Here is a 21,896-nt window from a genome sequence, read left to right as displayed (position 1 = left end):
CGCGGTAACGTCGCCTTCCTGGGCGGCCCGCTGCAGTATCTCTCCGAGCTGCGCCACCGCTTCTACCTCACGCTCAACCTGGACGAGGAGCACCGCATCGTGCCCCAAAACGCCCACCTGTTTGTGGCGAGCGGCGCCGCCATGGCGCACGAGTCCAGCAAGCTCAGCACGTTCCCGCAGCTCATCGAGGCCATCGATAGCCTCGGCGACACGCAGGGTGCCGAGGTCGAGCGCCTGGATCCGCTCTTTGCCACCGACGAGGATTTTGCCGAGTTCAAAACCCGCCACGACACCGAGGTTGTCCCCAAGGGCAAGCTTGACGGCTACACCGGCCGCGTGTTCATTGGTATCGATGCCGGCTCCACCACCATGAAGGCCGCGCTCGTGGGGGAGGACGGTCAGCTGTTGCACACCTGGTACGGCAACAACAACGGCGACATCCTGGGCACGGCCAAGGTCATCATGGCCGATTTCTACAACCACATCCCTGCCGGCTGCACCATCGGCCACGTGACCACCACCGGTTATGGCGAGGCGCTGCTCATCGAGGCGCTCAAGGCCGACTCCGGCGAGATCGAGACCGTGGCGCACCTGCGTGGCGCCAAGGCGTTTTTGCCTGGGGTCGAGTTCATTCTGGACATCGGCGGTCAGGACATGAAGTGCCTGCGCGTCAAGGACGGCGTTATCGAGCACATCATGCTCAACGAGGCCTGCTCGTCGGGCTGCGGCAGCTTTATCGAGAGTTTCGCCGTGTCTATGAACATGGACGTGCGCGCGTTCGCCGATGCCGCCATCCATGCCAAGGCCCCCGTCGACCTGGGCAGCCGCTGCACGGTCTTTATGAACTCGCGCGTCAAGCAGGCGCAAAAGGAAGGCGCCACGGTGGGCGATATCGCGGCCGGCCTGTCCTATTCCGTCATCAAGAACGCCTTGTTCAAGGTCATTAAGCTGCGCGATCCCAAGGAGATCGGCAGTCAGGTGATCGTCCAGGGCGGCACCTTTATGTCCGACGCCACGCTGCGTGCGTTTGAGCAGCTCACCGGTGTTCACGCCGTGCGTCCCGACATTGCCGGCTGCATGGGCGCCTATGGTGCGGCCCTGCTCGCCCGCGATCGCGCCGGCGCCGACGGCACCTCGACCATCCTTTCGGCCGAGGACATCGCGCACCTCACTGTGACGCAAAAGCACGTCCGCTGCGGCCGCTGCTCCAACAACTGCCAGCTCACCGTCAACGACTTTGGCGGCGGTAGGCGCTTTATCACCGGCAACCGCTGCGAAAAGGGCGCCGGCCACAAAAAGCAGAAGACCGAGGCTCCCAACCTCTTCAAAAAGAAAAACGAGCTGCTCTTTGGCCGCGAGGTCCTGAGTCCCGACGAGGCCCCGCGCGGCACCGTCGGTATCCCGCGTGCGCTCAACATGTACGAGAACTACCCCTTCTGGCATGCGTTCTTTACGCGCCTGGGCTTTAGCGTGCAGCTGTCCGACCAGTCGAGCAAGAAGACCTACCAGGCGGGCATCGAGTCCATGCCGTCCGAGAGCGTGTGCTATCCGGCCAAGATGAGCCACGGCCATGTGATGAACCTCATCGACCGTGACGTCGACTTTATCTGGATGCCGTGCGTGCGCTGGGAGCGCAAGGAGGACCCGACGGCTGGTAACTGCTACAACTGCCCCATCGTCATGAGTTACCCCACGGCGCTGGCGCTCAACATCGACGAGATCCGCGAACAGAACATCGAGTTCCTGTATCCGTTTGTGCCCTATCACGATAAGACCGAGCTCAAGCGCCGCTTGTACCAGGTGCTCGCCGTCGACCGCGTGGCCGACGCCGAGGCCGGTCGCGGTCGCGTGCGCGGACCCAAGATCACCCGCTCCGAGATCGATGCCGCCGTCAATGCCGCCTATGAGGCCGACGCCCGTTTCCACGAGGATATCCAGACCATGGGCGAGGAGGCTCTTAAGTGGGTCGAGGACCACGGCGGCCACGGCATTGTGCTCGCCGGCCGTCCCTACCACAACGACCCCGAGATCAACCACGCCCTGCCCGAGCTTATCTCGAGCTTTGGCTTTGCGGTCTTTACCGAGGATTCGCTCGCGCATCTGGTGAAGCCCGAGCGCCCAATCCGCGTTGTCGACCAGTGGATGTACCACTCGCGCCTCTACGCCGTGGCCCGTTTTGTGACGATGCGCAACGATCTGGACCTGATCCAGCTCAATTCCTTTGGCTGCGGCCTCGATGCCCTGACCACCGATCAGGTGCAGGAGATTCTGGAGGCCAGCGGCAAGATTTACACCGTGCTCAAGATCGACGAGGTGTCCAACCTGGGCGCCGCGCGCATCCGCATCCGCTCGCTCATGGCGGCGCTCAAGGACCAGGAGGCCGAGCGTCTGGCCGAGGCAACCGCTGCGGGTGAGGCCTACGAGCAGGGCGATGCCGCGCCGGTGGCGCCCTCCACGGATGCCCCTGCGTTCGCGAGCCGTAAGTACACGTTCGAAGCGCAGCGTGAGAGCGCCTCGACTGCATGGCCCAAGGTGCCCTTTACCGAGCAGATGCGCGACGAGGGCTACACCATTCTGTGCCCGCAGATGGCGCCAATCCACTTTGACCTGGTCAAAGAGGTGTTCCGTGGTGCCGGCTACAACCTGGAGCTGCTGCCCTCGACCGATCACGACGCCGTCGAGGCCGGCCTGCGCTACGTGAACAACGACATCTGCTACCCGTCCATTTTGGTGACCGGTCAGATTATGGAGGCCATCGAGAGCGGCCGATACGACCTGTCCAAGACCGCCGTAGTCATCAGCCAGACCGGCGGCGGCTGCCGTGCCACCAACTACATCGCGCTCATCCGCAAGGCCCTGCGCGAGAGTGGTCATCCCGAGATCCCCGTGATCTCGCTTTCGGCCGTGGCGCTCGGCGAGGACAACCCCGGCTTCAAGATTACGCCGGCGCTGCTTAAGCAGGCTGTGTACGCGGTGCTCTTTGGCGACGTGATGATGCAGATGCTCTACCGCTGCCGCCCGTACGAGGCCACGCCCGGTGCCGCCAACGCGCTCTACGAGGAGTACATGGCGCGCGCCCGCAAGCTCGCGCCCAAGTTCAACAGGCATAACTACACCAAGCTTGCTCGCGAGGCCATCCGCGCGTTCGACACCATGCCGCTTGTGGGCGAGGGCACCAAGCCGCGCGTAGGCGTGGTCGGCGAGATCCTGGTCAAGTTCCACCCCACGGCCAACAACCACGTGGTCGATGTCATCGAGCGCGAGGGTTGCGAGGCCGTGGTGCCGGGCCTGCTCGACTTCTTCCTGTACTCCATGAGCAACGCCGAGCTGCAGAAGGACGAGCTGGGTAGCTCTGCTACCACGCGCGCTGGTATGCAGGCGCTTATTAAGCTCGTGGACTGGATGCGCACGCCGGTGGAGGAGATGCTCGAAAAGTCCCGCCGCTTTGAGGCGCCCGAGCGCATCGGCACCATGGCGGACAAGGCCCGTACGGTTCTTTCGGTGTGCAACAACATGGGCGAGGGCTGGCTGCTCACGGCCGAGATGCTCGACCTGATCGATCATGGCGCACCCAATATCATCTGCACGCAGCCCTTCGCGTGCCTGCCCAATCACGTGGTGGGCAAGTCTGTGATTAAGGAGCTGCGCCGCCAGCATCCCGAGAGCAACATCGTCGCGGTGGACTACGACCCCGGCGCGTCCGAGGTCAACCAGCTCAACCGCATTAAGCTCATGATCAGCGTGGCCAAGGAAAACATGCGCGCCGGCAAGGGCTTTAAGCTCGAGAAGGTGGCGCCGCTCGCGATGGACGAGGTCACCGGCCAGATGCGTGCCCACGACGGCTGCGCGAACTGCGGACCGGCCAGCGAGGAGGCCGTGGCATCGGTCGCTGAGCGCCTGGGACGCGGCATTAAGAAGTAAACGGCCCGCTTTGGGCTGGATATGAGACAAACGGGTGGCAGCCGTGCCGGCTACCACCCGTTTTTGCTGGACATATGTTGCGTAAATGGGCTTGTTAACGCCTTCAGCGGACTCGGATTTCGGAAGTGCGGGGAAAAACGCGAACCTCCCGAGCACACTCCTCTTTTGGGCTCTCGTTACCTGCGGTTTTGTTGCTAGAATAGTCGGTCTGGTCGACGAAACTCATTTTTTCACCGCACTTCCGAAAACGACGTCTCGGTGGCACAAAAAATCGCCCTCGGAGCCCTGAGTTAATGAACAGGTGTAGCCGTTCACCGCGTAAAAGCGTCCGTTTGTAGAACCAGCCCCCGGCTCGTAGCCTCCATACGGTTGAATAAAAACACATCTATGGAATTACGTAAGAGAGGACCGTTTCATGAGCTACAAGACCGTTTGCGTTGCCGGCGGCGGCGTGCTGGGAAGCCAGATTGCCTTTCAGGCTGCCTACTGCGGCTTTGATGTAACGATTTGGCTGCGCAGCGAGGGCAGCATCGGCCGCACCCAGCCCAAGATCGATCATGTGCGCGAGGAGTACATCGCTGCTATCGAGGGCATGGCGGACGGCACGGGTGAGTGGTGCGCCGGTATCGCCGATAGCGACCAGACCTTCGACAGGGAGGTGGCACTCGCCGCCGTTGAGCGCGCCTACTCCACACTCAAGCTGGAGCTCGATCTTGCCAAGGCAGTGGCCGACGCCGACCTGGTCATCGAGTCTATGGCCGAGGACACCCAGGCAAAGATCGACTTCTACAAGAAGCTCGCCCCGGTTCTCCCGCAAAAGACCGTCATCGTCACCAACTCCTCCACGCTGCTGCCGAGCACCTTTGCCAAGTACACCGGCCGCTCCGAGAAGTACCTATCGCTACACTTTGCCAACTCTATCTGGAAGAACAACATGACCGAGGTCATGGCCCAAAGCCAAACCGACAAGCGCTATTTCGATGAACTCGTCGACTTTGCCAACGATATTCGCATGCTTGCCCTGCCCGTCAACAAGGAAAAGAACGGCTATCTGCTCAATTCCATGCTGGTGCCATGGTTGCTTTCGGGCCTCGACCTGTATGTCTCGGGCGTGAGCGATCCCAAGAGCGTCGACCTCGCATGGACGCGCGGCACCGGCGCTCCCAAGGGCCCGTTCCGCGTATTCGACACCGTGGGCATCCAGACGGCGTACAACATCGTTATGCAGTATCAGAAGGTCCCGGGCCTGGTGAGCCCGCTGCTCAAGAAGATGATGATGCCCTACAACTTTAAGGCTATGGCGTCCGTCCTCAAGAAGATGCTCGACGAAGGCAAGCTGGGCGAAAGCTCGGGCGAGGGCTTCTTCAAGTACTAAAAAATGATCCCTCGGCAACATTGGGAAACGTATCATTTGCAGCGTCATGCGCCGCATGGCCCGTGTGCTATTTCGGCGCATGACGCAAAAGAAACTGATGTGTGGGGATAGAGGGGAAACGGTAATGAATCGGCAAATCGTGCTTAAGCAGGATATCCTCGACGCGCTTTCCGCCGTCGGTATGTGCGCAGGGCAGACGGTTATGGTCCATTGCTCGCTCAGCGCGCTTGGATATGTGTGCGGCGGCGCGCAGCCGGTGATCGAGGTGCTGCTCCAGATGGTGGGCGAGGCCGGTACCATCATGATGCCGACGCAATCATGGAAAAACTTGGACCCCGAGAGTGGTGTCCATTGGCAAGAGCCGCAAGAATGGTGGCAGCTGATTCGCGATAACTGGCCTGTCTATGACAAGCGCATTACGCCCACCAACACGATGGGTGCCGTGGCTGAGATGTTCCGGACGTGGCCGGGCACGTTTCGCAGCGATCACCCAGCGCGTTCAGTGGCGGCAAACGGCCGGCATGCGCAATTCCTGACGGAGAACCACGACCTGAGCAACATCTTTGGCGATGGATCGCCCATCGCGCGTCTGTACGATTTGGACGGCTATGTTCTGCTGGTGGGCGTTGGCTATGACAAGAATACGTCACTGCATTTGGCAGATGCCCGTGCGCAGTACCCCGGCAAGCACGACTGTGTGGAACACAGCGCGATCATGGAAAACGGCCAGCGCGTGTGGAAGGAGTACCGCACACTTTTTGTCGACGGCGAGGACTTCGACGAGATCGGCGCTGCTTTTGAGCGTGAATGCCCGGTTCACACGGCGGCCCTTGGTAACGGGACGATCCGTTTTATGCGCCAGCGCGAGCTTGTCGATTTTGCCGTGGACTGGATTGAGCGACATCGCGGCCGCCCCGAATAACTCGGGGGCGGAAGCATTGGGGATCTACGGTAGTATGCGACAAGATCTGAATAGGTCGAGCAAGAGCTGTGGCGCGCGTTGACGTTTGCCCAATAGAACGCAAATAATGCACCGTTCGCCGATACTCCTCTCGCGAGTGGTTGCCATATGGTTTGATGTTAGAAACACATAGTTTCCGGCGGGCCGCGGGTGACGTTTGCTTTGATATCGGAGGTACCAAGTATGTTTTGCACTCCGTTAAACAAGTATCGGGCTGGTTAACATGAGCCGCCGTGCTATTTCGATAACCCTTGCAGTGGTCTGCCTGGCTGTGCTCCTGGGCGCTGCAGGGCAGTTTGCTATAAATCGAGAAACATCCTATATGCAGGAATGCGTTTCCGAAGGCTTTGCCATTGATGGTTACTATCGGGATGACAAAACAAGTCTGGAAACTCTGGCCTTTCATGAAGAGGATAGCCATCGGTGGCAACTGGTCGACAAAGACGGTAGCTGCGTTGGCGGGCAGTTTAAGCGTACGGATGACCCCAATATTTTGGTATTAACGAGGGAATACGGCGAAAAATCGGTACGGTCCACGTGGCGTATATTTCGCGCCGCCGCGATCAGGGTTGGCTCTACCTATTTAGAGATACCAAGGTGACCCGTTTTTATCTGGTGAGCACCAAACCGGCGTTTATGGTGGAGTCTGGCAATGTCGATGTGGACAGTTGATTCACGGCAATAAAACAGAGCGGGGCGCGGTCGTGAACTGGGCCCCGCTTTTTGCGCGTGTTCTTGTCGCGTCTGCGCCTCATCGTGACTTGCACCCGTGCGCATTCATCCTGCGCTCGGATTACTTCACGTCAAACTCTACGCGGTCGAGTTCGGGCACGTTGAGGTCGATGAGCTTGCGAGCGACGTGGCGGTCGCGTGCCCCGAGCGCCTCGCTTGTCGTCACATGGGCGACAATCTCGCGCTCGACGATGCCTTCCTCGTCACCTTCGGTAGCCGAGGTCTCGACGGCGACGGTGTAATCCTTAAAGCCTGGCAGCACCGCCGCAAGCTCGCGCGTGGTTTCGGTCACGCCGTAGCCGTCCTGCACGCCGGCCTGCGCCGAGCCAATGGAACCCGCCGTCATAACGATGCAGGGGATGGCAAAGACTACCGTGCCCACAATGATGCGGCTGCGCACCTTGCGTGACAGCTCGTTGACCTCGGCGTCTTCCTCAGCGGTCACAATACCGTCGCCGTTCAGGTCGCGCTTGAGCGGCACGCGCAAAAGAAGCAGCACGGCTTCGGCAGCCAGCGCGATAAAGACCACGTTGATGCCAAACTCGTAGAGGGCTGAGAGGAACAGCGACCCGCTCGCGATGGCAATGCCATAACCCGCCGCGCACAGGGGCGGCATGAGCGCGGTTGCCACGGCCACGCCGGCGATGAGCGTCGAGGGCTCCTGGTCGCGCGAGTTGCCCAGGCCGCCCGCAAAGCCGCCCGCGAGCGCGACGGCAAGGTCCCACACGGTGGGCGTCGAGTTGTCGACGATGGCGGCCGTGGCGGTGCCAAGGGGCGAGAGCTTAAAATACAGCGTGGACGTGACCAGGCAAAAGGCCATTTGTAGAGCCAAGCCCGCGACGGCTTCGACGGTAATCTCGCGGTCGAGCGTGGCGATGCCGTATGCCATGGCAAGGACCGAGCCCATGAGCGGGCAGATGAGCATGGCGCCCACGATGGCGATGCTCGAGTCGATATCGAGGCCGATGCTTGCGATGAGCATGGCGATGATGAGGATGCACAGGTGAGAGCCGGTCAGGCGTGCCCCGTTTACAAAGCGCTTGCGGATTACGTGGTAGGGCGCGCGTCCCTCGCGAATGTTGAATGCGCGCTTTAGGAAGCGGGTGGCGTTCTCCATGGCTTCGCTATGAGCGGGGCGGATGCCGTGACGACGATGATGACGCTCGCGCAGTCGCTTGATCTGTTGTTTGTCGAGTTCCATGTCCACCTCGTTCCAGCGCGGTCCGCGCAACGCGCCCGTTGTCTTAACTCTACACCGTGGCGGGCGAGGTGTCTGTTGGATGCGGAATCCGATAGGGCGGATGACGCGGGAGCAAATACAAATCACAGGCTCAATTCGATCCCGCAAGAATATGATGCACCAGCTCCTACATATGTGACGAAATTGTGAAGCACGAGAGCGCGAATTTCAAAAAATCCGCTGGTGACCAATGTTGCGCAACAGAATTCAAAAATCGGCACCTACAGTTTGAAGCGTATGGATACATCCGTGTCAAAGGGAGAAAGCCATGGCAAACTACAGTCCACAACACTTTGAGCCTCGGGCTAAGGCCGTCAATGTCAAGGGCGTTGCCAACCGCGCCGTCGCAACCGTTTTGACGGCGGGCCTCATCGCTCAGCCGCTCATGTCGCCGCTGGCGGCAATCGCCGCACCGTCAACCGGTAACGGCGATTCTGTTCAGGGGGGGGTAGTTCTGTAGAGAACACCGTTGCCGCCGGTAACCAAGCGGTCGTAAAGACGGCTGCCCAGCTGGCCGAGGAGTCGGCAAAGCAGCTCAAGGACGCTAAGGCCGCCTACGATGCCGCCCAGAAGAACGCCGATGCGGCGGGCCAGTCTCAAAAGCAGGCGCAGCAGCAAAAGAATCAGGCCTCGCAGGCTGTGAGCGACAACGAAATCGAGCAGAACGCAGCAGAAGTCGCCGCGCTCCAGGAGAAGATTGACGAGCTCAAAGCCGCCGTCGAAAAGACCGAGCAGCAGCAGAAGAAGCTGGGCGACCTGAACGATCGGCTCGAACAGGCCAACAAGAGTGTCGAGGATAAGACCCAGGCGCTCAAGGACGCCAAGGCAAAGCAGGATGAGGCCAAGAAGGCCCTCGACGATGCCCAGGCTAAGCTCGAGGCCATGGGTATGGACGAGTACGAGGCCGCCAAGAAGGCCGTCGAGGACGCGCAGGCAAAGCTCGATGACGCCAATAAGGCCGTTACTACTGCACAGGCCAATCTGGACCAGGCCAAGGCTGCCGAGGCCAGCGCCCAGCAGGAAAAGCAGAATACCGAGGCAGCTTTGACGACTGCCCAGGCCAAGAAGCAGGAGACTGCTGCTGCTCTCGCAGCCGCAACCACCGCGCGCGATAACGCCCAGCAGAAGTTCAACCAGGCGCAGGCCGCGCTCGATGCTGCCGTCTCGGGTACGGGTGTTGACCTGAGTGCGCTTGAGGCCGCCAAGAACACTGCCGCCAGCGAGCTCGCGACCGCGCAGGCCGCGCTCGAAGCCGCGACGACTGCAGACGCCACCGCACAGGCGAACCTGCAGGCCGCGCAGACTGCCGCCACCGCCGCACAGGAGAAGGCCAACGCCGCCAACGCTGCCATGGCATCTGCCCAGTCTGCATATGATGCGGTAAGCAAGGAGTACAACGCCGCCGTCAGCAAGCGCGACGCCGCCAAGGCCGCATACGAGAAGGCACAGCAGGCCGAAGCAGACAAGAAGACCGCGTACGATAAGCTTGTCGAAGTTCGCAAGCAGAAGCGCAGTGAGTGGGAGGCAGCCTGCGCTGCTTCGAACGCCGCGGAAAAGGCTTATGACGCTGCTAATGCCCAGGTTGAGGCTCTTGAGCAGCAGATTGCAGACCTAAAGTCCAACATGACCGTTGACCAGGAAGTCATCAATAAGGGCATGCTCGGCTTTATGGCCTACATCAGCAACAGCAGCGATTTCACCGCCCAGCAGAAGTCGAATGCAAGTACCGCCGCGTCGATGCTCATGGGGACGACAGAGAAACAGGACTGGTATGACAAGTACGTCGATCAGGACATGTCTCGCGACACCAATCCGCTCTCCTTGGAGCAGATGCGTAACGCCCTGACCTACCTCGATACCCAGAACAACCTCCGCAAGGCGAACGGCCAGTCTGAGCTTAGCGTCAGCCTCCGCATGACTGCGGCAGCCGCCCTCAATACATCATATTCATCGAACATCTGGGGACACTCGAACTGCTATTTCGATCAAGGTGAGAATCTTGCAGGCGGCGGCGGGGCATACACCGGAGGCGAGACCGAGGATACCCTCGGCTGGCCATATACCGGTCTCTACACCCAGGAGAAAAAGGCGTTCGATAAGTACGTCGAGCAGTATGGTGACGCACTTGGAAGCCATCGATATGATTCCTACTATATCTACCAGCACTACAACAGCATCTACCATGAGTGCGGGCACTATCTAAACATCATCGATGCCGGCGCGAAGGCTATCGGCATCGCGACCGGTAGCGGTAAGAATACCGATTCCGAGGTAACCGTTTTCGACTATAGCGGGAGCACGGGGCAGAAGGATTTCACTGTCTCCGAGTTCAAGAAGCTCGTGAACGACTACATCGACTCTGCCTATAACGCTGGCGGCACGCAGGCGCAGAAGGCGCAGCTCAAGGAGCTTCAGGGCAAGCTCGCCGAGGCGCAGAAGAACTTTGGAACTACTAGGGAAGCTTACTTCGCAGCTGTAAACGGGCAGGATGCCGCCCAGGACGCTTTCACCGCAGCAGATGTGAACATGAACACCGCCAAGGGTGAGTACGAGAAGGCTAAGTCCGGTACCGCCGCCGCGAAGACGGCATACGACGCCGCGAAGGACGCACTCGGCGGAATCGACATCGAGTCCCTCAAGCAGAACCTCGATGCCGCCAAGGCCGAGGCCGCTACTGCCCAGGCGGCTCTCGATAAGGCAAACGCCACGCTTGCTGACAGCAAGACGAAGGCAGCCGACGCCGCTGCTCACAAGGCGAAGGCTCGCAGCGCCCGCGATGCCGCCAAGGCAAAGTCCGAACAGGCCAATGAGGCGTATGACAATGCCACGGCTTCGGTCAAGGACCTTACCGCCAAGCGCGATGCCGCCAAGACGGACCTTGCGAACAAGCAGGTCACGCTAGACGAGGCCAAGAAGGCTGACGGCGCTGCCCAGGCTGGCGTTGACAAGGCTCAGGCCGCAGACGTGCACGCCGCGACCGCTCTTTCGGACGCCAAGCAGGCAGTTGCCGCCAAGAAGCAGGCCCTGTCCGACGCACAGGAGAAGGTCAAGGCCGCCGAGGGCGAGCTGGCCACCGCGAACAAGGCCTTTGAGCGCTTCGCTGGAGCCCAGAAAGCGGTCGACGACGCCAAGGTCGCCTATGACGCCGCCGTCGCCGGCGTCGCCGATGCCCAGAAGCAGCTCGAGGCCGCCAACGAAGCCGTCGTCGATGCGAACTTCGAGATCGTCAAGGCCAAGGCCGAGCTTGCCAGCGATGAGGCACTCAAGGCCGATCTTGAGGCTGTCGACCACAAGGCATCCCTTGCCGCGGGCACGACGGGCAACGAGAAGCTGGTCAAGCTGAACGCTGCCTACGCTCGCTATAAGACCGCCGTCGATGCCGCTGCTGGTCTCAAGGCTGCTCTGAGCGATGCCGATGCCAAACTGTCCGATGCCAACGACGCCTATGCCGCCGCGCTTGCCGAGCTTGGCGATGCCAAGGATGCCCTGGCTGCCGCGCAGGCCGAGTACGACAAGTATCATCCCAAGGCCGAGCCGCAGGCCAAGCCTCAGGTTGCGCAGGCTGCTGCAAAGGCTCCTGTCGCCAAGAAGAAGGCCACGTCGGCCGCGCTCGCCCAGACTGGCGATGACTCCGCTCTTGCGGGCGAGGTGTTCGTCATCGGCGGTATCACCCTCGTGGCCGCTGGTGTGACGCTGAGCGATCGTCGTCGCAAGCAGATGTAGCGTTTCGAGCGTAGATTCTGCAACGAACTTCGGTTCATAGCAGGAACGCTTCGATAGCTTAACCGATAAGGCCGGCGCGCTGTTAAACGCAGCGCGCCGACCTTTCTTTGTTTCGATATCAAAAAGCCCGGTCAGCAGCCGCAGAAGCTACCGGCCGGGCAAGCCGTAGGCAATATGGTTGCTGTCGAGCAGCTGCTCAGCTTAGCCCAGCAGGCTCAAGCCCACGGAGACAAACGCCAGGATAACGCCGACGATGGACTCGCCGCCCAGCAGGCCGCTGGCAACGACCAGGCCCTGCTCCTGGAAGGCGGCATCCTTGGCGGCCTTCTCCTCGTCCGAAAGACCGGCCTCGGCGTCGCGGTGAGCGGCCCACTTGTCGTAGGCGAGCTTAACGCAGGAGCCCAGGAAAGCCGTGAGCGACATATAGAACGGCAGGTACACGCCCAGGCCGATCATCATGGCCGGAATGCCGAGCCAGTACATGACGATGCCGGCGATAAAGCCGCCTGCGAACCACGGCACGCTCGGGATGCCCGAGACCATGGTGGCGACCACGCTTGCCTGCGCGGCAACGAAGCTCTTGTCGGGGCCAAAGGCGTCCGGACCATAGGCAGTGACGAGCGCGACCATGACGGCGGCAGCGACCACGGCGCCCACGATGCCGCCGATGGCCTGGCCGATCCACTGCGCACGCGGGTTGGTGCCCAGCACGGCGCCGGCCTTAAAGTCGTTCATGACGTCGCCCGCAAGGCCGCACGCCACGGCTACGATGCCGGCGATAAAGAACAGCTTGACCTGAGTAATCTGTGCAAAGGCAGCCACGATGAGCATAACGATGAGGCCAAAGATCTCCATGGGGTCGATGCCCGTCTGGCCGCAGCTCTGTGCGCTCATGATGGTGGTGACAAAGGTGAACAGCGTCACGATGACGGCCGGAACGGGACCAAGGTCAAGCACGATGGCGATGATCACGGCGATGGCGGCAGCGCCCAGGCCGATGATGCCGGCGTCGAGCTTAAGGGAGCCCGAGATGAGCGATTGCTCGTCGGTGTCGGTGGAGCTGTCGGCGGCAAGACCGCGGACGATGCCGGTGACCTGCGGCAGGATGTCCTTAAGGACGACGGCGACGCCAAAGCCCATCATGAGGCCCATGCCGAGCGACTTGACGATGCCCTGCGCAGTCACAACGTCGAATAGACCGGCAGCGGTGCCGCCCACGATGATGCCAAAGTTACCTAGCAGCGCACCGGCAAACCAGAAGGCAACCGGGGCGAAGCCCACCAAAAAGCCGATGGAGAGCAGCATGGGCGAGTTATAGATGGCAAAGGTCACGCCGGGGATATTGAGCGTGCACAGCATACTGGGCACCACGCCCAGAGCGTCGCGAAGCACGCTGTAGATGCCTGCGATGGCCATGGAGCCAAAGAGCTGCTTGCCGGTCTTGCCGCCGGCCTCGGTGGCGCGCAGTGTCTGAGCTGCGGCGTTACCGGTGGGAAACTCCAGCGCGGCGTCCACGATAAAGTGGCGATGGATGAGCGCCGTTGCCAGAAGGCCCAAGATGGTGCCGGCGAGCGCCACGATAAACATGTCGAGCCAGCTGATCTGGTCGGCATAGCCCAGCGTCCAAGCGCCCGGGATGGTAAACGCCAGGCCGCCGGCGACCATGGCGCCCGCGGACATGATGGTGTGGGTGACGTTGGCCTCGTTGAGGCTGGCGTTGCCCATGAGTTTGAGGAAGAACAGCGAGATGACGGCAGCGAAGATGATCGGCCAGGGGAGCGCGCCCATCTTGAGGGCGGTATAGGCCGAGCTTGCCGTGATGATCACGCAGCCAAGGACGCCGATGACGACGCCGCGCAGCGTGAGTTGCCCGCGCATCGAGGTGCGGTTCGAGGGATTGCTCATATAGAACTCCTTTGCGTATATCCGCTTCCCCCGGGAGCGCCGCTACGGATACGGCGCGGGAAGTCGGGTTACCAAGGGCCGCCGCGTGAGCCCGCGCGCGACCGCGCATCAGTATAGCCGCAAGGTAGTCATTTTGGGACGGGGCTATTTTAGCTACCCTTTGACAGTCGACGAATTATCTGGGATTGGGGCAAATATCAACCGACATATTGGGGTAGCTAAAATGGCCCCGTCCCAAAATGACTACCTGGGATGGCTGGTTCGGGTAGGCGATATACTGCTGGGCAGACGAAAGGAGCGCCGACGATGCTTAATGGGTGCGCATACATATTGACGGTCGACGTGGGCAACACGTTCATTCGCTTTGGTCTGTTTGCCGAGGATTCGGCTGCGGCGCAGGAATGCCCGCTTGCGACGTGCGAGATCACGACGCCGACCCGTATTACGGCCGATGAAGCGCGTATGCGTCTCGCTCAAGTCATGGCCGCGCTGGCGGCCGATGCGGGCATGCCGGGCACACTTGTGCCCACGGCTGCCGTGCTGAGCTGCGTGGTGCCGGCGATCGAGCGCCCGTGGAAGACGGCGCTTTCCCGCACCTGCACGGGGCGCGTGCTCACCGTGGGGCCGGGCCTCAAGACCGGCATGCCTGTGCACTACGATGACCCGGCCGAGATCGGTCCCGACCGCATCGCCGACGCCGTGGCGGCCCGTGCCGTCTACGGCTCTCCGTGCATCGTGATCGACCTCGGCACCACGACCAATATCGAGGTCATCGATGCGCGCGGAACCTTTGTCGGCGGCGTCATCGCGCCTGGTCTGGCACTCGGCGCCCGCTCGCTCTCGGCCGCTGCGGCGCGTCTGCCACAGGTCGAGCCCTCGGCGCCAACGCACGTCATCGGTCGCAACACGCGCGAGGCCATGCGTTCGGGCGTGGTTCTGGGCGAGGTGGCCCGCATCGACGGCATGCTCGACATGGTGCTCGCCGAGATGCGCGCGACCAAGGCCGCGGGGGAGGGCGACGTGCCCATCGTCATCACCGGCGACGATGCCGACCCGCTCGCGGCGTTGGTCGGCCACAGCCTGACGGTCGACGACGCGTTGACGCTGCGGGGTCTCGCCGAGCTGTACCGCATCAACCAAAAGCCCCGCCGCGTGTAAATGTGAGGGCGCCGGTGGGACAAACGCCCTACCTTTCACCTGCTACAATGGGTCAAACTATTGCGATTACGGAGGTGTCTGCCATGTCGGACGATCTTCATCAAACTTCGTCAGGCAAGCGCCTGGACGTCATTAGCTGGGACGAGTTCTTTATGAGCGTGGCCATCGCCGCGCAGCGCCGCAGTAAGGACCCCAACACGCAGGTGGGCGCGTGCATCGCCAGCACCAACCACCGCATCCTTTCGGTGGGCTACAACGGTACGCCCTCGGCGCTCAACGACGACTTTTTCCCGTGGGGCACGAGCGACGACCCGTTGCAGGACAAGCACAACTACGTGGTGCATGCCGAGGCAAACGCCGTGCTCAACTACCGTGGCTCGCTCAAAGATCTTGAGGGTTCCACGGTCTACGTCACGCTGTTCCCGTGCCACGACTGCGCCAAGATTTTGGCGCAGGTGGGCGTGGGCGAGGTTGTCTACCTGGACAACAAGTACGCCGACACCGATGACGGACGCATCAGCCGCCGCATCCTCGACTCCTGCGGCATCAGCTACCGCCAGGTTATCGTCGATGTTCACATCGGCACCGAGGGGCAGGCTCAGCAGTAGCGCGTGGCAACGCCAGCTGGCAACAAAAGGCAGCCAAAAGAGCCCCGTCCCAAATTGACTACTCGTGAAAGTCGCGTCTGCGCGCATGGACGGCTCGTGAGCGGGTACACGGCTGTAGTAACATAGCTTCTGTCCGCGGGCGCGCCCGCGTAATTGTGAGAAAGGAGCCCCTGTGGCTGTTAACGAAGAGCTGCTTAAGAAGGTTCTTGAAGAGATTCGCCCCAACCTGCAGGCCGACGGCGGCGATATGGAGTATGTGGGCGTTGACGACGAGGGCGTCGTCAAACTGGAGCTGCAGGGCGCTTGCGCCGGCTGCCCCATGAGCTCGCTGACCCTGTCCATGGGTATTGAGCGCATCCTGAAGGAGCATGTGCCCGGCGTTACCCGTGTCGAGCAGGTCAATGCCTCCGGCGAGACCGACGACCTGTACGACGAGTACGCGCCGTTCTAAGATGCGAAAGCTGCGGACGGCATACTCCGCATAGACGTTACGCCCAAATATGCGGCTGCGAGCGTAAGGCCCGCGGCCGCATTTGTATGTAGGGAGTAGGAGGGTCGATATGCTCAACGACTTCTACCATATGCTTGATCCCGTCGCGATTTCGGCGGGGCCCATCACGATTTACTGGTATGGTCTGGCCTATGTGGTCGGAGCTCTGCTCACGGCGGTCGTCATGTATCGCACGCAGCGTCGCTGGGGCTTTAACATCACGATTGACGACCTGACGAGCGTCGTGGTCGGTGTGGTCTTTGGCCTTATCATCGGCGCCCGCCTGTTCTACGTCATCTTTTACGGCGACGGCTACTACTGGGCACATCCGCTCGAGATCTTTGCCACCAACGAGGGCGGCATGAGCTTCCACGGTGGCCTGGTCGGCGGCATTATCGGCGGCATCATCGTGTGCCGCATGTATAAGCTCGACGCCTGGACCATTGCCGACCTTGCAGTTATCGGTGCTCCGCTGGCGCTGTGCCTGGGCCGTTGTGCCAACTTTGTCAACGGAGAGCTGTGGGGCAAGCCGACCGATCTGCCATGGGGCGTGGTCTTTGGCGGCACCGCGGGCGATATGCCGCGTCACCCCTCCCAGCTCTACGAGGCATTTCTTGAAGGCATCGTGCTCTTTTGCATTCTGCAGGTGCTCAGCCGCAAAAAGCCGCTACTGCCCCAAGGCACGTTTATGGGCGTGTTCGTGATGGGTTACGGCATCGTCCGCTTCCTCGTCGAGTTCGTGCGCGTGCCCGACGCCCAGCTTGGCTATCTGCTGGGCGGCGTCATCACCATGGGTCAGCTGTTGAGTCTGCCACTCGTGATTGCGGGCCTGGCGCTCGTCATCTTTGCCCTCCGCCGCAACCGTCCCCAGCGCATCTACCTCGACGCCTAACCACCACATACCACCACAAAGGGGACAGGCACCTTTGTGGTGGTTTTGCCGAGTTTGATAGGTTTCTAGAAAGGCTCTTTGGACTGTGAAGGATTCCGACCTCTCCACAACGGCTGCGCGCGATGCCGCTCGCATCGTCTGGTTTAAGCGCTACCCCGCCAAGCAGACGCTCATCGCATTTTTGCTCGCGCTGTTGGCGACCACGGCGTTTTCCATCGATCCCGCCCCGGTGTCGAGCAACGCAGTCTTGGCGATTGACCCCAAAGCCTCGGGCATGCTGTACGTGTGCTACGAGGTACTCCTCTCGTTTGCCGGCCATACCGACGCGGTCATGCTGCTTGCACTTGCCTGCCTGCTCACGCTGCCGTTTCGCTACGTGTTCTTTGGCCGCGGCGACACCTGGCGCCCATCAATCATTCTGCCGTCGCTGTTTTTCGCCATCTGCATGGTGTTCGGCCGCAGCTACGACCTCACCGACTCGGCCGAGATCGTCCTTGGCGACAAAGCTCGCATCATCTGCGCCTGGATTGGCGGCGCGGGCTGGATGCTCCTGGCGATCGTTGCCTTCTACCTTGCCTTTGAGTGTCTAGATTGGCTGAGCTCTCGGCGCATTCCGTTTTCCGAAGCGCACTTTGGCCGCATATGGCGTGTGGCTCACGCCGTACTCTCGGTCCATCCCTTTGCCGGGCCCTTCCTGGTGCTTATGATCGCCTGGGCGCCCACGCTCATCGCTTCGCTGCCCGGCCTTTTTATGGGAGATACGGGTGCGCAGATTCGCCAGTGGTTCAACTATCCCAACGGCACGAGCGACTACCTGCGCCTACTCAACCCCAACGTGCTGCTCAACGGACATCACCCCGTGGTGCACACGGCCATTATCGGCTCGTGCGTTCAGCTGGGGCTTTCGCTGTTCAACAGCGCTAACGCGGGCCTCATCATCTATACCTGCACTCAATTTGTCATCACGGCTGCCTGCATGGCCTATTCCATCTCGTCGCTGCGCAAACTGGGCGTGAGCCTGCCGGTCCGCGGCGTGATCTTGCTGTTCTTTGCGTTTATGCCGATGTTCTCTAACTACGCGGCCCTGCTTACCAAAGATGTGCTGTTTGCCGACGCGTTTTTGGTGCTGCTGGTACAGACCGTCAAGCTCGTGGCATGTGGCTTGCCCCGTCGCGATGCCAATGTCGAGCGAGCGGGCGAGAAAGCCCCCGTGCTCTTTGCGCGCCACGACTGGCTGCTGCTCGCTCTGGGCGCCATGGGTTCCACGTTTCTGCGCAACGGCGGCCTGGTGTTTCCCCTGGCGGCATGCGTAATCGCGTCGGCGTTTTGCGCATGGGACGCGCATGTGGCTCGTCGTGCAGCCAAGCAGGCTGGTGCTGCGCCTTCGGGCGCCATCTCGCGCTTCCGCTGGGTGGGAGTTCTTGCGGTGCTTGCACTCTGCCTTGCCTTTAATATGTACTTCACCAAGGTCTTTATGCCGACGCACGACATTACGCCCGGCTCCAAGCGCGAAATCCTCTCGATTCCGTTTCAGCAGACCGCTCGTTTCGTCCAAAAGCACGACGGCCTCAACTCGGGCGTCAACCCCACGGTTAAGGAGGACGGCACCATCGTGGAGGCTCCTTGCGACGGCTTGGTGACCGACGAAGAGCGCGCCGTGATCGACCGTGTGCTCAAGTACGAGAATCTGGGCCGCCGCTACAACCCGGATAAGTCGGATGCCGTCAAAAATTGCTTTAACGAATACGCCTCGCAGGAGGACATCAAGGCCTATTTTGAGGTGTGGGCCCAGATGTTCAAAAAGGATCCTGAGTGCTATATCTCGGCGCTCATCAATAACTATTACGGCTACTTTTATCCGAGTGCCCGCGATGCGTGGGTCTACAGCACGGCGCGCAGTGCCGAGATTATGGCGCGCCCCGATAATCTCAAGTACTTCGACTTCCATCCGGTCGATAGCAAGGTTGTGCGCTGGTGCGACCACCTGATCAACCTGTATCGCGTGGCGGTGCAGCGCATCCCGTTTATCTCGCTCACCATGAGCTCGGCCACCTATGTGTGGATCATGATCGTCGTGGTGGTCTACCTGCTGCGTCGTCATTCATGGCGTGCGCTGGCAATCTGGGTGCCGCTGTTGGGCGTGCTCGCTGTGTGCCTGATTGGCCCGTGCAACGGCTCGACCTACATGCGCTACCTGTATCCGGCCATCGCCTGCATGCCCTTCGCCATCGGCGCCACCGTCACCCGCAGCGACTTCCTCTGGTCCTAACTTGGTGCATTGGGGTCAGGTTACTTTGCACCAAAGGGTGGCATCATCACGACGCCTTCATTTTGGGGTTTATCTCGCAGGCCAGTAGGTATATCATAACGACGTTTGTTTATATTGCCCGAGCATCTGCGCTGGGCTTTAGGTCGAAACCGATAGGAGACACGTATGTCCGGACACTCTAAGTGGGCCACAACCAAGCATCGTAAGGGCGCGCAGGACGCCAAGCGTTCCGCCCTTTTCTCCAAGCTCAGCCGCAACATCACCGTTGCTGCCCGTCTCGGCGGTGACCCGCTGCCCGAGAACAACGCCAGCCTCGCCGCTGCCGTTGCCAAGGCCAAGGCTCAGTCCATGCCTAAGGACAAGATCAAGTCCGCTATCGACAAGGCTTTTGGTTCGGGCGCCGATGCTGCCGTCTACGAGAACATCGTGTACGAGGGCTACGGTCCCGCCGGTGTCGCCGTCTACGTCGACTGCCTGACCGACAACCGCAACCGTACTGCCGCTGATGTCCGTTCCGCCTTCTCCCACGCTGGTGGCAACCTGGGCACCTCCGGCTCCGTCGCCTTCCAGTTTGAGCGCAAGGGCCAGATCGTCGTCGCCAAGGAGATCCTGGACGAGAACGCCAAGAAGGAGACCATGATCGCCAACGGTGCTGCCGGTGACGAGGATGAGTTCATGATGGCCATCGCCGAGGCCGGTGGCGAGGACTACGAGGACGCCGGCGAGGAGTGGATCGTCTGGACTGCTGCCAACGACGTTATGGCTGTCTCCAAGGCGCTCGAGGAGCAGGGCGTCCAGGTCAAGGGCTCCGAGACCACCATGGTCCCGACCACCCCGACCGAGGTCTCCGGCGCCGACGCCAAGAAGGTTCAGCGCCTCATCGACCGTCTTGAGGAGCTCGACGACGTCCAGGATGTTTACAGCACCATGGACATGACCGACGAGGTCATCGCTGCCCTCGAGGAGGAGTAGCGCCCGCACGGGTTAAGCCGTGCATATCTGGGCATAATGAAGCGAGCATGCAAGCCTCGTGGAATAGATGAGCCGGATCCGCGTGCGTAGAGCACCGGACCCGGCTCTTTTATAATGATGCGAACCGTTTTGCATTTCGAGAGCCGAGATTTGAAGGGAGCGCCGCGTGCGCGTACTCAAACGAGCCCTAGCGATCGTGTACCTTGCCGCCACCATCGTGGCGCTGGGTACGCTTGTCTGCCAGTTTTGGGGGCCGTATACGTATCGCTTTATGTTGCTGATGCGCGACCCCATGCCGCGCATCGTCGTCACGGGGTGCGCCGGCGTCGTGGCGATCGGCGTGCTGGTAAGCTTCTTCCGCCTGATGTTCGCCCGTCGCGAACTGTCCTGCGTGCATCCGGCGGGGGAGCGCAATATCGAGGTTACCCTCGCGGCGCTTTCTTCGTGCGCCAGGGCTGCTGCCGAGCGCGACGACCGCGTGATGGTCGAGCATGTCGAGGCCCGCGTCCAAGGCTCCGACGATTCGCACGTCCGTTTTAAGGTCGAGGCTATCGCGCTTGACGATAAGGACGTGGCATCTCTGGCTACCGCGATGCAGCAGCGCATCGAGGAAGCTTGCGACACCATGCTCGGCACGCCGGGTACAACTACGCGCGTCCGTTTTTTGCCGTCCAAGACTACCGTCCAGACCGTGGAGGTTTCCGGTGAGTGATACCAATCAAGATAAGACCGTCCGCACCCCGCGCCTGACTATCGATCAGAGCGTCGCGCCGGCAAGCGAGGTCGTCGATCCCAAGGTAGAGGGCACCGAGTCGCGTGACGCGGCCGTCGACGACTTTGACGAGGCCATGGGTCTCATTAAGGGCACGGGGGCGGCTATCTGGAGCTATGCCGTTCGCCATCCCAACACCACGCTCGGCGCCGTCGCGGGTTTTGTGCTCGCGGTGCTGGTGCTCACGCTCGGCCTGTGGGACACGCTGGTCATCGCATTCTTCGTGCTGATCGGGGCTGTGATCGGCCAGATTCGCGATGGCGAAAACGGGATCGTCAACTTCTTCGGCCGCCTGTTTAGCGGTCGCTAGCATGTATTCGACCGCCGCGTATGCGGTGGGCATAAGGAGGAACCATGGCTTTTAACACGAAGGTCGATGTGACCGATACCGAGCTCGAGGCGGACGAGACCGTCGTCGCCGAGGCCGAAGGCGTGACGCTCGAGGACGAGGCGCTTGTCGAGGCCGAATCCGAAGACGAGGTTGACGAGGACGACGAGGAGGCTGACGAGTCCGAGGACTCGCTGACCTATTCTAACGGCGTGATCGAGAAGATCGTCGCCATGGCCACTCGCGAGGTGCCGCACGTCTTGGGCATGAAGGGCAACCTCATGCACTTTGTACAGGAGCAGTTTGGTGCCGAGAACCTGACCAAGGGCGTGACGGTCGAGGTCACCGATGACAACCGCGTGGTCGTCAACATTTCCGTCATTATCGAGTATGGCGCCTACGCGCCCGCGATTTTCGACGACGTTAAGGCGCGTGTGACCGAGCGCCTCGCCGCGATGACCGGCCTTGAGGTGGCGGGCGTCAACCTACGCATCGAGGATGTCATCACCCCCGAGGAGTACGAACGCCGCACCAACCAGCACGAGTAACC

At 61.2% G+C, this 21,896-nt stretch carries 17 protein-coding genes; 15 read left to right on the top strand and 2 right to left on the bottom strand.

The genetic code is table 11. The annotated features are described in order from the left end of the window. From DXB98_RS08610 to DXB98_RS08595, 4 genes are all read left to right on the top strand, one after another. A partial coding sequence (locus tag DXB98_RS08610) for an acyl-CoA dehydratase activase-related protein (RefSeq protein WP_117743834.1) occupies window positions 1–3,921 on the top strand: 3,921 nt, incomplete at its 5' end. A 415-nt stretch (window positions 3,922–4,336) separates the two neighbouring features. After that, on the top strand, window positions 4,337–5,296 hold the full coding sequence (locus tag DXB98_RS08605; protein ID WP_117743833.1) for a 3-hydroxyacyl-CoA dehydrogenase: 960 nt from the start codon (window positions 4,337–4,339) through the stop codon (window positions 5,294–5,296). A 124-nt stretch (window positions 5,297–5,420) separates the two neighbouring features. Then, entirely contained in the window at window positions 5,421–6,218 is a 798-nt protein-coding gene (locus tag DXB98_RS08600; RefSeq protein WP_117743832.1) for an aminoglycoside N(3)-acetyltransferase, read from the top strand. A 262-nt stretch (window positions 6,219–6,480) separates the two neighbouring features. Next, complete coding sequence (locus DXB98_RS08595; protein WP_117743831.1) at window positions 6,481–6,858, top strand: hypothetical protein; 378 nt, start codon at window positions 6,481–6,483, stop codon at window positions 6,856–6,858. Between the two features lie 192 nt (window positions 6,859–7,050). On the opposite strand, the gene DXB98_RS08590 is transcribed toward DXB98_RS08595, so the two are convergent. Continuing rightward, on the bottom strand, window positions 7,051–8,190 hold the full coding sequence (locus DXB98_RS08590; protein WP_117743830.1) for a DUF389 domain-containing protein: 1,140 nt from the start codon (window positions 8,188–8,190) through the stop codon (window positions 7,051–7,053). A gap of 307 nt (window positions 8,191–8,497) precedes the next feature. Here DXB98_RS08590 and DXB98_RS08585 point away from each other — a divergent pair, with 307 nt between their 5' ends. Together DXB98_RS08585 and DXB98_RS08580 are read left to right on the top strand one after the other, a co-directional pair. Continuing rightward, complete coding sequence (locus DXB98_RS08585) at window positions 8,498–8,689, top strand: hypothetical protein (RefSeq protein ID WP_117743829.1); 192 nt, start codon at window positions 8,498–8,500, stop codon at window positions 8,687–8,689. 179 nt (window positions 8,690–8,868) lie between these two features. Further along, a complete protein-coding gene (locus DXB98_RS08580; protein ID WP_117743828.1) occupies window positions 8,869–11,952 on the top strand; it encodes a CAP domain-containing protein in 3,084 nt (1,027 codons plus the stop codon). 201 nt (window positions 11,953–12,153) lie between these two features. Here the strand turns inward: DXB98_RS08580 and DXB98_RS08575 are convergent, their stop codons facing one another. Further along, window positions 12,154–13,857: an OPT/YSL family transporter gene (locus tag DXB98_RS08575; RefSeq protein ID WP_117743827.1), complete on the bottom strand. Its 1,704-nt coding sequence runs from the start codon at window positions 13,855–13,857 to the stop codon at window positions 12,154–12,156. Window positions 13,858–14,163: 306 nt separating this feature from the next. On the opposite strand from DXB98_RS08575, the gene DXB98_RS08570 reads away from it, so the two are divergent. The 9 genes from DXB98_RS08570 (at window position 14,164) to DXB98_RS08530 (ending at window position 21,894) form a co-directional block, all read left to right on the top strand. Further along, window positions 14,164–15,015, top strand: a complete 852-nt coding sequence (locus tag DXB98_RS08570) for a type III pantothenate kinase (protein ID WP_117743826.1) — start codon at window positions 14,164–14,166, stop codon at window positions 15,013–15,015. A gap of 83 nt (window positions 15,016–15,098) precedes the next feature. Then, on the top strand, window positions 15,099–15,623 hold the full coding sequence (locus DXB98_RS08565; RefSeq protein ID WP_099432128.1) for a dCMP deaminase family protein: 525 nt from the start codon (window positions 15,099–15,101) through the stop codon (window positions 15,621–15,623). 172 nt (window positions 15,624–15,795) lie between these two features. Further along, the gene (locus DXB98_RS08560; protein WP_099432127.1) at window positions 15,796–16,074 is read left to right on the top strand and encodes a NifU family protein; all 279 of its coding nucleotides are present in this window, start codon (window positions 15,796–15,798) and stop codon (window positions 16,072–16,074) included. Window positions 16,075–16,183: 109 nt separating this feature from the next. Then, window positions 16,184–17,005 carry a prolipoprotein diacylglyceryl transferase gene (gene lgt / locus DXB98_RS08555; protein WP_117743825.1) on the top strand — a complete coding sequence of 274 codons (822 nt, stop codon included), beginning with the start codon at window positions 16,184–16,186 and terminating at the stop codon, window positions 17,003–17,005. 85 nt (window positions 17,006–17,090) lie between these two features. Beyond that, window positions 17,091–19,274: a DUF6020 family protein gene (locus DXB98_RS08550; RefSeq protein WP_233505141.1), complete on the top strand. Its 2,184-nt coding sequence runs from the start codon at window positions 17,091–17,093 to the stop codon at window positions 19,272–19,274. A gap of 165 nt (window positions 19,275–19,439) precedes the next feature. Beyond that, window positions 19,440–20,246 (top strand): YebC/PmpR family DNA-binding transcriptional regulator, encoded by an 807-nt coding sequence (locus tag DXB98_RS08545; RefSeq protein ID WP_117734266.1) that lies wholly within the window; start codon window positions 19,440–19,442, stop codon window positions 20,244–20,246. A 166-nt stretch (window positions 20,247–20,412) separates the two neighbouring features. Then, window positions 20,413–20,958 carry a hypothetical protein gene (locus tag DXB98_RS08540; protein WP_147330315.1) on the top strand — a complete coding sequence of 182 codons (546 nt, stop codon included), beginning with the start codon at window positions 20,413–20,415 and terminating at the stop codon, window positions 20,956–20,958. After that, entirely contained in the window at window positions 20,951–21,328 is a 378-nt protein-coding gene (locus DXB98_RS10485) for a DUF2273 domain-containing protein (protein WP_233505140.1), read from the top strand. The genes DXB98_RS08540 and DXB98_RS10485 overlap by 8 nt, the downstream gene beginning before the upstream one ends. 44 nt (window positions 21,329–21,372) lie before the next feature. After that, complete coding sequence (locus tag DXB98_RS08530; RefSeq protein ID WP_117734268.1) at window positions 21,373–21,894, top strand: Asp23/Gls24 family envelope stress response protein; 522 nt, start codon at window positions 21,373–21,375, stop codon at window positions 21,892–21,894. Window positions 21,895–21,896 lie beyond the last annotated feature (2 nt).

This window comes from Collinsella sp. OM07-12 (genome assembly GCF_003438275.1).
Taxonomy (GTDB): Bacteria; Actinomycetota; Coriobacteriia; order Coriobacteriales; family Coriobacteriaceae; genus Collinsella.
This window is presented reverse-complemented; position numbering and strand designations above follow the sequence as displayed.